Genomic DNA, 12,269 nt, shown 5'->3' on the forward strand with positions numbered 1-12,269 from the left:
CACCAGCCGGAGAAGTGACGACTGTAGACTTTACAGCAAATGCCCCAGCCGCACCGAACGTAACGGCAGATGACGAGAACAACGTACTGGTTGGAGCAGATGCAACCATGGAATACTCCACTGATGGTGGACAAACCTGGGTAGCATACGACGAGCAAAACGTACCGACCTTCGAAGGCAACGTAACAGTACAAGTTCGGGTAGCAGCTACACAAGACACACCAGCCGGAGAAGTGACGACTGTAGACTTTACAGCAAATGCCCCAGCCGCACCGAACGTAACGGCAGATGACGAGAACAACGTACTGGTTGGAGCAGATGCAACCATGGAATACTCCACTGATGGTGGGCAAACCTGGGTAGCATACGACGAGCAAAACGTACCGACCTTCGAAGGCAACGTAACAGTACAAGTTCGGGTAGCAGCTACACAAGACACACCAGCCGGAGAAGTGACGGCTGTAGACTTTACAGGGTAGAGGATGCAGAATTAGTGGATAGGATAATAGTGGTGCCTGCTACCTCCCGAAAAATGCCGAAAGGGTCTATCGCAGAAATGCGGTAGGCCCTTTTTTCATGTAGAGGGGGCAGCCTAACGGACAATGCCTGCTGCCCACTCCATGTGTTGTCATGGTTTTCCTCCACGGAAGAAGCCCCTGAAATCTGGTTGGATCGGCATAAATAGCTTCCAATTTGGAAAGATTTGATGTTTCCCTATGAATTGACGCTTCTCCCGCGCCGTGCCATAATGACGTAGCAGATTGCTTCAAGGTCATAACATCGGGAAGAATGCATCATGAAGCGAAGTGTCATTGTTGCCGGATTAACCCTGATTCAACTGATGCTGGTTGCCGGGCTTGCCATGCTTGTGCCCATGGGCGTTGTATGGCTGGTTTTGGCTGTTGTTGCGTTGTTGTACGTTCTTTTCCTGCGCTTGTCCCCGCTGCGCTCCTTCGCCTTGCTGGTCGTCCTCATCCTGATCCACGCCTTTGGTGCCGTCATAGAAGGATGGAAAGTCGGCTGGGATGTCGTGACGCAGTTGCAGTCCATCGTTCTTCAGCTCGTGGTGCTGGGGATCGCGGCTGCGTCATGGGCGCAGGCAACGGAGCTGCGCCGGTGGGCTCATTCCTATGAGGAAGCTGTGCGGCAGGCTGCCGCCCTTCGCAAAACGGACGAGGCGGTGTCCGTGCTGAGTGCGAACGAATTCAAGGAACGCCTGAAAGCGATCGTGGTCGCGCTGCGCAGGCGAAACGAACCGGGCATGGTCCTGTTTGTTTCCGTTCCTTCCCGCGTGGTCGGGTTTGGCGGACGCCGCTACACACCGGAAGCTGTGCTGCAGGTGGTCGGAGAGACGGCGCTGGCGGCGGTGCGCGACCAGTTTGACATCGTGGGGCGCATTTCGCCCTCCACCATCGCGATCGTCTTGCAGCGCTGTGACCGGGGAGGGGCGCAGCGGGCGCTTCAGCGCTTTCACTGGCTGCTGCTTCAGCAGCGCAGACTCCGGGCGGACGTGGTCATGTCGTGGGTGCGTATCGAGGAACTGCCCGTATACCAGGGCTGGTCTCAGGTGGAAGCGCTGCTGGAAGCATTCGGGGCAGATGGGGCCGTCTCCGTGCGGCGGGAAGGAGGCTGACCCGTGTCGGTTGTCCTGCTCGTGATTGCGGCATTGTTTTGGCTCTTGCTGCTGTATTATTCGGTGCTGTGTGTCGCCGGACTCGTCTTCCGATCCAGAACGGCTCCTTCTCCTCCGCTTGGAGAATACCCAGGTGTCGCCATCCTGATCCCGGCCTACAATGAGGAAAAAGTATTGGCCCAGACGCTGGATGCCATGGCGAGGCTGCGGTATGACGGTCCGCTGACCGTGTATGTGCTGAACGACAATTCCTCTGATGCAACCGGCGACATCGCCGACTATTACGCTTCGATGTTTTCCCACTTCCGGCATGTCAAAGTTCCCCCGGGAACGCCGAAGGGGAAAGGCCGGGTGCTGAACTACGGACTGACGCTGGTGCGAGAGAAATACGTCGCCGTTTATGACGCCGACAACCAGCCGGAGCCGGATGCTTTGCGCCTGCTGGTCGAGGCAGCCGTTCAGACGCCGGGGGCGGTTGGTGCCGTCGGCTACGTGAAAACCCTCAACGCCGAGAACAATTGGCTGACGCGCATGATCGCCCTGGAGTTTACCGTCTTCCAACTGTTGATGCAGTGCGGGCGCTGGCATTTGTTCGGGCTGGGCACGCTGACCGGGACCAATCTCGTGGTGGAGCGCGAGGCGCTGGTCTCCGCAGGCGGCTGGGATTCTTCCGCTCTGGCCGAGGATGCCGACCTTACCATCTCGCTGGCGGCCGTAGGTGGGAGGCTGCCGATTGTTCCGCAGTCGCGCTCGTGGGAGCAGGAGCCCCAAACATTTGCGGTTTGGCTTAGGCAGCGGACGAGATGGATGCAGGGAAATCTGCAGCTGATCGGCAAAATGTTCGAAACGCCGTCGTGGCGCGAACGGCATGTTTTTTTGCATGCGGTTCATATACTGTCCATCTACATCGTGTTTGCGGCGGTTCTGTTGATTTCCGACGTCTGGTTCCTGTTGGGCGTGCTGGGGATTACCGACACATCGTACGCGGCCCCTCTGCTCCTGCTGTGGTTCGAGTCGTGGCTGATCTATGTGATCCAGCTGCTGAGTGCGGAAGTGGCGGACGGCATGGCAAGTCCCGTCAATCTTGTCGTTTCGTTTGTCATGTACTTCACCTATTCGCAGCTGTGGATGTTCCTGCTGGTGCGCGCCGCTTACCTGGAGTACAAGCGTCGGCAGCGGAAAGATGAACCGGTGTGGGACAAGACCGTCCGGTTCTAGCGGTGGATCGTCCAGGCGATCCTTTTTGCACATACTGTGTTCATTCACCCTTGGTTCGCTGACCAATTACCATAATTTATGCATGAATGCATGCTCCGCCTTTTCCGATGAACAGAATAAGGAGGGTATTCCTCTACGTATTGTTCTTGGGGTATTGCATTGAGGCAGTCAATCTGTGCAGAAGACTGCCTCCTTTTTTCATGTCATCCCCAATCGAGGATAAGCTTTCCTCGCTTCCCAACAACAAACTAAGGCAAGCTCCGGCGATCGAACATATAATGAACTCATTCACGTACTACCTCTCCGATCACATTTTGCTGGTCGGAGCTTTTTTTATGCTTGAACTCGTTTCCCCCGATTTCGCGGGGAGAAAATGGCATGTTCCGGGGCATGATGAGAGCAGGAGGGATCGACATGTGCGGACGATTTTCACTATTTGCTAATCCACTCATGTTTATGAGTGAGTTTGAGATTGACAACCTCCCATTCGACTGGCATCCGCGCTACAACATTGCGCCGGGGCAGATGATTCCGGCCATCATTGCAGACGGCGGCAGGCGGCGGGTTGGTCAGCTCCGGTGGGGGCTGGTACCGTCATGGGCGAAAGAGGAGAAGATCGGGTATTCGATGATCAACGCCCGCGCCGAAACACTGGCGGCGAAACCGGCATTCCGGCAGCTCTTCCGGCGCAAGCGCTGCATCATCCCTGCAGACGGCTTTTACGAGTGGAAGCGGACGGAGAAGGGGAAACAGCCGATGCGTATCACGATGAAGGACGGCAGCCTGTTTGCCTTTGCCGGCCTGTATGACACCTGGATGCGGCCGGACGGCGAGAAGCTTTCCACCTGCACCATCATCACCACGCAACCAAACGAATTGGTGGCGGACATCCATGACCGCATGCCGGTGATTCTGCGACCGGAGGACATGGACATCTGGCTCGACCGGGAGAAGTTTGATGCCGACATGCTGCATTCGCTGCTGGTTCCGTATAACGCTGCAAAGATGAAGGCATACCCGGTGTCATCGATCGTGGGAAGCCCGAAAAACGATGTTCCCGCGTGTATTCGGGAGGTTGCCGGACAGTAGAGATACGGCATGCCTTTTGCAAGATTTCCCACAATGCTATTGACAGGCTGCCCGCTCATACGACCGCCCTGGGAAAAACGCTGCTTGCCTATCGACCGGAAGAGAAACGGAAGGAACGCTTGCTTTTCTCTGACCTGCGTACGTATACTAGGGACGAAAATGATTGATCAACGAGTTGTTGAAGGAACTGGATGCGATTCAGATACAGGGATATGCAATTACCAGCGGAGAGTTGGGGACGCAGTGTGCGCCCGGCGGCAGCACCGATCTTTGCCAGATCAGTGGTCCCGGGATTACGGTGATCACGCTGACCGGAAAAAGGAGGGGAAAAGATGACGCTTCGGACGGAATGGAAACAATTTGAAAGCGGAGGAACGACTTACCGCTTGTACGCGGCACGGCTGGAACGGGCCAAAACGCCGCTGCCCGTGGTGATGGTAATCCAGGAAATCTGGGGGACAGACGCGCACATTCTGGATGTTGCCGAACGTTTTGCGAAGGCAGGCTATCTGGCGGTGGCGCCTGACTTGTACGCGGTCAACGGGGAACGTCCGGACAGCTTGAAGGAGGAGCGGATCGAACAGATCAAGGCCTTCCTTAATACGCTTCCGCCTTCTTCCTGGCATGACGCGGCTGCTCGTGAAGCCGCTTTGGAAAAGCAGCCGGCACAGGTGCGGGACCAGATTCGCGAGACGTTTGCCGAACTGTTTGGCGGTCTGACCCGTTTGCCGGAAAAACTGGAGATCCTGAAAGCAGTCATGCGGTTTCTCTCGGAAGATGAAGAGAGCCGCGGCCAGAAGATCGCCTCGGTTGGCTACTGCATGGGCGGGGCGTTGTCCGTCATGCTGGCATCCGCTGAACCGCGCTTGGCGGGCGCCGTCGTCTATTACGGCAATCTGCCGGCCAAAGAGCAGGTGGCTGCCATCCAGTGCCCGGTGGCCGGATTTTTCGGAGGATTGGATGAGCGGATCACGTCCCAGGTAGCGGGCTTCGCAGCAGCGATGGAGGCGGCGGGAAAAACCTTTACGTCCCACATCTACGAGGGAGCCCACCATGCCTTTTTCAATGATACACGCCCCGCTTACCATGTGGAGGCATCCCGGGATGCTTGGCAGAAAACGCTCTCCTTTTTTCATGAGGTATTGCGATAAAAAAGCAGAAAACCGCATTTTCACCAATACAGATGCATATGTATGCGGCAAAGAGAGGCACGGAGGAGAGAGCGCCTCTCTTTGTTTTTTCCGCGCAATCTGCTGACCGTTTGAATCCGCTTACGCCATACCGGGCACCTGTCCGCAGGCAGAGGCTGTGCCTGCACCGGGCGCAGCCGTTCTTCATTTGCCAGCGAAAAGTTTTTGAAAACATTCTCTCTTATGCTATAGTGAAGGTCAGGCAGCATATATCTCAGAGAGAAACAGGGAGCGAGACACGATGTTATCCTTTTTAAAGAGCTTGTTGGGGAAACAGCCGAACCCGGAAGAAATAAAAGAGCAGATCAAGGAGGAATCGGTTCTTCCCGCAGCCGAGGCGCCCCTTGGGGACGGCGGGAAAGACGCACCGGCAAACGATCCTGCCCAAAGAGTGACCCCGCTTTCCCTGCATGAATCATGGGAACAGCGGCTTTCGCAGCAGGAAAAATACACGCTCTCCTTCATGGCGAACGAACTTCCGCCGATGGCAGAAGGAAGCGTCTCTTTGGCAGGAATCGGTCTTGTTCCCCATGAAGAGGGGATTTTGGTCACGGCGTTCATCCGCAATGGCCTTCCCCGGCCGATCCGGCTGCAGAAGATGCCGCTGGTTGTCTTGGTGAAGCAGGGCGAACTGTTTGCGAGACAAGTCTTTGATCTGTCGGAGGCAGGAGAGATTCCGCCGTTTCATGCCCGGCCGTGGGAATTCGTCTTTACCCGTGAACACTTCCTGCAGGTGAACCTCCTCTTGACCAACTGGAAGCTGGCTTTCGAGATCGCGGAGAAGAAGATGATTCTCCCGCAGCAGTTGGAGCTGGAGGAATCGTGGATCAAAACCTTGACCGATGAGCAGAAACACCAACTTATCGAGCTGGCCAAGCGCCTGCCGCCGATCCAGCATGGTGAGGTCAACGTGCAGAGCGTTCAGCTTCATAAGGACGATGCGGGCAGCCTGCGGGCGCTGCTTTTGATCCGCAACGGCTCCGATAAGGCGCTGTCGTTTGAGAAACTGCCGCTTGCCCTGGTGGATGCGACCGGAGAGACAGCGGCTCAGGGATTGTTTGAGTTGGGTGGCTTGACCGTGAATCCGGGAACCAGCAAGCCGTGGCTCTTCATTTATCCGCCGGAAAGCATCGTCAAGCAGGATGCCGATTTCTCGCGCTGGAGCGTTCGTGTCCCGCAAGCATGATGCCGGCGATTTGACCGCGCCGTTTCCGTAACGGTATTATGATTAGTAGGCATTTTTTCGAGCCGGAATGGTGAGGGGGATCTTATGTTTTCCTTTTTAAAGAACTGGTTGGGCAAGGATCGTGAAGAAATTCAGAAAGACTTGCAGGAAGAATCGACGGTAGAAGCCGCACAAATCGCGGAAGGAGCCGACCCGCAAGCGGAAACGGCTCCGACGGAAAGAAAAAAGGTAAAAACCGAATTGTCGCTTCATCCGGTCTGGGAGCATCACCTTGATGCGGAGAAGAAATACACCCTGCGCTTCCTGCAGGCCGAACTGCCGGAAATGATCGACGGCACCGTGGGCGTGGCCGGATTTAGCCTGATTCCCGGCGAAAAGGGGATGACGGTCGCGATGTTTTTCCGCAATGGTTCCCCACGGCCGGTTCGGATCAAGCACCTCACGCTGGCCCTTTTGTTCGATGACAAGACATTTGCGCGCCATCGCTTCGATCTTTCCGACCTGGATGCCATTCCGCCATATACCAGCCGCCCGTGGGAAGTGGTATTCCCGCCCGAAAGCTATCTGCATGACCATTTCATGTTCAAGAGCTGGAAAGTGGCCATGAGCACGGGGCCGCGGGTATGGCCGAAGCATCTTGACCTGGATCCGGAGATGGAAGCCCGCATGACCGAACGCCAGAAGGAACGTCTGGAGCAAATCGTCAATACGCTGCCGCCGATGCGCCCGAATGAAGTGACAATCACCGGCTTTGACATCGGCAGGACGAAGGACGGCAACCTGGTCGTGGGCATGCTGTTCCGCAACGCGCATGACGACTACTATCAGCCGCAGAAGCTGAAAGTAAAGATCTTCGATGCTGCCGGCGACGAAGTCGTTGCCGGGACAGTTGACACCGGCAAGGTGCGTGTTCTGCCGGGCACCAGCCGCCCGTGGCTGGTTGTGTTCCCCGCCAGCATGGTGAAGAAGCCGGATGCCGATCTGCGCAAGTGGATGCTGGAAGTGGAAGAATAGAGAGAGCGGATTGCCCCTGACGTCACAGGATCGGCAACAGAGGAGGTTGTTTGCATGAGTTGGTTGTTGGAAAACTGGTTTGGTACGAAAGAAAGCCTGGAGCAGGTGCGTGAGGATATTCGCGAGCATTTGCAGCGGGAATGGTATCTGGGGGTTTCCGGCCTTGATCAGCCGGAACTGTCGGCCAATCGGGTGGATTCCCGCGAAATGTCATTGATACTGGTTGGGCCTTGGGAGAACAGGCTGGAAGAAGTGGAAGAGGAGCTTATCCAATTTATCCATGATGAACTGCCGCCGGTTGTCCGTGATGAAGTGGGAATTTTCCCGTTCTTTGCGAATGTGGTGCGGGAAGGGTATCTGGTGCTGGCGTTCCTGCGCAACGCCACAAAGCGTGACATCCTGATCCAGAAGCTTCCGCTTGCCCTTGTCACACCGGACGGCGAAGTGGTTGCCCGGAAATCGTTTGATCTGATGTCGCTCGGCGCGGTGGGCAAATTCGCCAGCCGCCCATGTGAGTTCTTGTTCCGCTGGGAAGAATTCAGCCGCGTTCCCGAGCAGGAGGTGCCGCTCACGCTGGTGTATGAGGGACGTCCGAAAAAAAGGGCTTTGCCGCCGAGCGCCTATGCGGAGACCAATGGGCTGAGTGCGGAGGAAGTGGCCAAGTACATGCAGGTGGCTGAAGACAAGATCAAAGCGGTGCCCGGCGAAGTGGATCTGCAGGTGATTGATATTGCGGAGGCGGAAGAAGGTGGCCTGAAAGTAATTGTGCTCTTCCGCAACGGCTTGGAAAAGCGCCTGGAGTTTACCGAGGTGCCCATCCTGATCCAGGATCAAAAGGGGCGCGAGGTGGCGCGGGTACATTATGAGCTGCAAAATCTGCATGTCGATGCAGGCAGCAGCCGCATGTGGACCTTCCATGTGCCGAAGGATTCACTGAAAGCGCAGGATATCAATCCGGCTGAATGCACGGCCTATATCCCGGACCCGAAGCCGCGCAAGGAGCCCCAAGGAGCCAAAGGGCTGGTGCAGTAATCTTTATGTACAAAAAATCCTCGTGATCGTTCATGTCGCGAGGATTTTTTCTTGCCATTCTTTAAAGCGATAAAGCGAGGGTGGAAAGGTTGGGGGCCCCCGCCGACACAGCATGTTCAGGGGTCCCAAAAAGTACTCGGATTAAGCTTCGAAGGGCTACGTCACTTTTTGGGGTTGAGCATAGCTTAAGTCGGCTGGGTACAATGTAACGTTTTCTCCCCTTTCGTCGTCCAATATATTTGAGGGTTGTCATCGTTTTGGACAGCCGCCGGCAAGGAGGGAAACTGTGAAGCTGTCAACATGGAGAGGGGGATTATCACTTGCCCGCTGACTCAAATATGCTAGACTAAGAAAGGATGGTACGGTGGTGGGAGGAGGATGGTAGCATGCGTTTTGGACAGAAATGGCTCCTTTTTTTCATCGCGCTGGCACTGGTATTTCCATGTGGCATCGCGGGAGCTGCCGCTGCATCTCCCAAGCCTGAAGAGGGATTGTACTTCGGCGGGAGCGCTCCCGTTTACTTTGCGATCGATGATATCTTACAACACAAGGACGCACTGATCATCTTTTTGGACATGACCGATTTTACCCATATTTACTATGTGGTGGGAAATGAAATGGCCAGTCTTGATGAAATCATGCGGGACCGCCCGCTTTATCCCTATGACCCCTCCAAGCTGGAACCGGTCTATACCCGCATTGCGGACGGCAGCAAGATGTACATAGACCGAAACGGAGAGAGTCCGGATTCCGACGCTCCGGATATTGCCTATATCCGATAGATCAACCACTACCCGGTTTCCCTTTCTGGCTTGATGATCAGGCCGAAGAGAAGGGGGGAAGGAAACGATATGAACGCTCGCAGATTGATACGTGGACTGCTTGTCGTTGCGATCTTGTGCCCGCTGGTCCCGGGCGCTGTCCAAGAGACGCAGGCAGCCGCCATCACCAACGATCGCTATATCAATAACCAGACGCATCTCAAACAGATCAAGGCGGACAAAGCATGGGCGACCGTGACGGGCAATACGGCCATTACCATTGCCCAGCTCGACTCCGGTGTGGATACCGATCACCCCGATCTGAAGGGAAATTTGCTCCCCGGCATCAACCTGGTAAATCCGGGCAGGCCCGCCGAAGACGATAATGGTCATGGCACGAGTACGGCCGGGATTCTGGCGGCAAGAGGGAACAATGGAATCGGGGTTTCGGGCGTGCTGTGGAATGCCAGGATCCTGCCGATCAAAGTGCTTGACAGCAGAGGAGAGCAAAACAATGTCGATGTCATCGCCTCCGGCATCAATACGGCGATCAATCGGGGCGCCAAGATTGTGGTCATGTCGGTTTCCAGTATTACCACTTCCCGTGCCTTGGAAGAGGCGGTCAAACGTGCGGAAGCCAAAGGCGTGATCCTGGTGGCTGCTACCGGCAACGAAGGCAGCCGGGTTGACTATCCAGCGGCTTATCCCACGGTGATTGCCGTCGGGGCCGTTGACTCCAACAATGAGCCATGGTATCGCTCCAATTATGGACCGGAGATCAAAATCATGGCGCCCGGCAAAAGCATTTATACCACCAAAATGGGCGGTTCCTACGGGGCGATAACCGGTACATCGGCGGCAGCGCCGCAGGTGGCGGCGGCCTGTGCCCTGATATTGGCGAAATATCCGAAAATGACGCCGCTTGAGGTGCGGCAGCTTCTTTACCAGACAGCCCGCGACCTGAATGTGCCCGGCTGGGATCGGCGGACAGGATACGGCCTTTTGGATATCAACAAAGCGCTCCATACGACGCCCAAAACTGATTTTCTCGAGCCTAACAGCAGCCAGTCCTCTGCAAAAGCGTTCCCGATCGAGGGACAGCTGCGCGCCGATTTGAATCAGAATGACCGGATCGACTGGTACTACATGGATATTCCCTATGACGGCAAAGTAACGTTCAATGCGAACGTCACCACCCGCTCCATCGTGGCTATTGCGGCCACCTTTTACGTGGCAAACGAGCAGCCCCATACCTACTACATCGGAAATGGGGATACGCTAACCATTCCGGCGAAAGAGGGGCGGATGTATCTGAAGCTGGAGCGCAGCGGCGGCATCGGTTCCTTCAACTATGTGCTCACCAGCCATTTCAACATTAACCCCGACCGGTACGAGCGGAACAACGACATGGCGACCGCCCGCCCGCTGGTGGGAAACCAGATTGCCCTTGTCGGCAATTTCCATGAACCGAACGACAAGGATTGGTTCTCCTATTACGTACGGGAGTATGGTCTTCTGAATATTACGGTTACCACCGATACCAACCGGCTGGACACGGTGCTCTATATCGGGAAGCAGGGGCAAGGCTGGGATCTTCCTTATGACAACAGCACGCGGGACGACCAGACCGAGCGGGTGACCAAAGAGGTATCCCCCGGCAAGTACTATATCCGCCTGTCCGAGTATTACAATTCCCAGGTAAACGGGGAGTACTTTCTTAATCTGAAGTATACGCCGGAACGCAAGGATACCAATGAGCCGAACGATTCCTACCGCCAGGCTTCCCCTCTGGCCAACGGCGTGCTGATGACAGGCACACTGCCGACCGTCTATGACTATGACTGGTTTCGTTTCGATGTCGACGCGGATTCCTACGTCAGCATCCGGGCGCCTTACATCCCGGTCAGCTCGGGCGTGCGATTGGCGCTGTACGGCTCGAATACCTTCAATTATGCGCTCGCATCGGAGAACATGGTTGCAGAATTGTCCGACAGAGGCAAGACGATTACCGGCCTGCGCCTTCGACCGGGGCGATATTATGTACGGCTGAACAGCACCGTCCCGATCAGGTATGACACCTACCGATTGACGCTGACCAAAGAAAGGCTCATCGAAGGATATCGGGATATTGCCACACATTGGGCCCGCAGCGAGATCGCCAGACTGACCCGCAAAGGTGTGGTGAAAGGGTTTAATGACGCCACCTTCCGTCCGAATCAGGCGGTCACCCGTGCCGAGTTTGCGGTGATGCTGCTGAAAGCGATGAGGGCGAGCGGCGCCTATGTCAGTCCCTATACCGGCAGCAATCCGTTCCGTGACATCTCGAAAAAACACTGGGCCTACGACGATTTGATGAAGGCGTATCGCCTCGGCATCATTCGCGGATATCCGAACAATACGATCAAGCCCAACCAGCCGTTGACCCGCGCGGAAATGGCGGTCATGGTGGCCCGTGCCCAAAATGCCCTGTTATACAAGCACAGCTATTCGTCCTACCGGGATGTTTCCAACAACTATTGGGCTTCCCCGGCGATTGAAGCCCTGACATCCCGCGGATGGATCCAGGGCTACGACGGAGGCGTGTTTAAGCCGTTGGCATATGCCCGCCGCGCAGAAATGGTGGTTCTTCTCACCAGGATATACAAGCTGTAGGACAAGAAGGAGGAATGACGCGCGATGAACAAGATGCTCAAAGGAGGAATCGCCGCGCTGCTGCTCGGCATGGCTGTCATGGCTACGCAGGCCTGGGCAGCGGGAGGATCGGGGGTTCCCGGCTCAGCAGACGATCCGGTGGTTACCAAAAGCTATGTGGACCAACAAATCCAGCAGGCGCTGGCGACAGCGGGGGGAAGCAGCCTGAAGGTGGTGGAACTCACCCCCGGCCACACGCTGTATGGCATGGAAGGGACAGAGTTTATCGTCCGGACGGGAAGCGTCATCGCCGTTGCCGGGGTGCATGGAGACGGGTTGACCGATATTACGGCCGGCGTCGATCTGCGCGGGGGAGCGCCGGTTGCGCCCAACCATCTGCTCCTGATCGCCCGTTCCGACTCGCGGGGACTGCGATTGGCGCCCAATTACAAAGGAACCGCCTATATAATGGTTCGCGGAAAATATGAATTGAAATAATAATAAGCGTTGACACC

General features: G+C 56.0%; 12 protein-coding genes. All 12 read left to right on the plus strand.

The annotated features are described in order from the left end of the window. Positions 1–479: DUF4073 domain-containing protein (locus G3578_RS10615; RefSeq protein WP_165212422.1), on the plus strand; the 479-nt coding region annotated here is incomplete at its 5' end. A 317-nt stretch (positions 480–796) separates the two neighbouring features. Beyond that, entirely contained in the window at positions 797–1,633 is an 837-nt protein-coding gene (locus tag G3578_RS10620; RefSeq protein WP_165212424.1) for a hypothetical protein, read from the plus strand. Positions 1,634–1,636: 3 nt separating this feature from the next. Next, a complete protein-coding gene (locus tag G3578_RS10625) occupies positions 1,637–2,851 on the plus strand; it encodes a glycosyltransferase (protein WP_165212426.1) in 1,215 nt (404 codons plus the stop codon). Between the two features lie 414 nt (positions 2,852–3,265). Then, the gene (locus G3578_RS10630) at positions 3,266–3,940 is read left to right on the plus strand and encodes an SOS response-associated peptidase (protein ID WP_165212428.1); all 675 of its coding nucleotides are present in this window, start codon (positions 3,266–3,268) and stop codon (positions 3,938–3,940) included. 163 nt (positions 3,941–4,103) lie between these two features. Beyond that, positions 4,104–4,304: a hypothetical protein gene (locus G3578_RS10640; protein WP_165212432.1), complete on the plus strand. Its 201-nt coding sequence runs from the start codon at positions 4,104–4,106 to the stop codon at positions 4,302–4,304. Continuing rightward, positions 4,273–5,091 carry a dienelactone hydrolase family protein gene (locus G3578_RS10645; RefSeq protein WP_165212434.1) on the plus strand — a complete coding sequence of 273 codons (819 nt, stop codon included), beginning with the start codon at positions 4,273–4,275 and terminating at the stop codon, positions 5,089–5,091. Before G3578_RS10640 ends, G3578_RS10645 begins: the two co-directional genes overlap by 32 nt. 280 nt (positions 5,092–5,371) lie before the next feature. Then, positions 5,372–6,316 (plus strand): accessory Sec system S-layer assembly protein, encoded by a 945-nt coding sequence (locus tag G3578_RS10650; RefSeq protein ID WP_165212436.1) that lies wholly within the window; start codon positions 5,372–5,374, stop codon positions 6,314–6,316. An 84-nt stretch (positions 6,317–6,400) separates the two neighbouring features. Further along, complete coding sequence (locus tag G3578_RS10655; protein WP_165212438.1) at positions 6,401–7,330, plus strand: SLAP domain-containing protein; 930 nt, start codon at positions 6,401–6,403, stop codon at positions 7,328–7,330. A 54-nt stretch (positions 7,331–7,384) separates the two neighbouring features. After that, positions 7,385–8,362, plus strand: coding sequence for an SLAP domain-containing protein (locus G3578_RS10660; RefSeq protein WP_165212440.1), 978 nt, complete (start codon positions 7,385–7,387; stop codon positions 8,360–8,362). Between the two features lie 386 nt (positions 8,363–8,748). Next, a complete protein-coding gene (locus tag G3578_RS10665; RefSeq protein ID WP_165212442.1) occupies positions 8,749–9,144 on the plus strand; it encodes a hypothetical protein in 396 nt (131 codons plus the stop codon). Positions 9,145–9,213: 69 nt separating this feature from the next. Continuing rightward, a complete protein-coding gene (locus tag G3578_RS10670) occupies positions 9,214–11,775 on the plus strand; it encodes a S8 family peptidase (protein ID WP_165212444.1) in 2,562 nt (853 codons plus the stop codon). Between the two features lie 24 nt (positions 11,776–11,799). Continuing rightward, complete coding sequence (locus G3578_RS10675) at positions 11,800–12,252, plus strand: hypothetical protein (protein WP_165212446.1); 453 nt, start codon at positions 11,800–11,802, stop codon at positions 12,250–12,252. The last annotated feature ends 17 nt before the right edge of the window (positions 12,253–12,269 follow it).

It is taken from the genome of Brevibacillus sp. SYP-B805, assembly GCF_011059135.1.
Lineage (GTDB): Bacteria > Bacillota > Bacilli > Brevibacillales > Brevibacillaceae > Brevibacillus_F.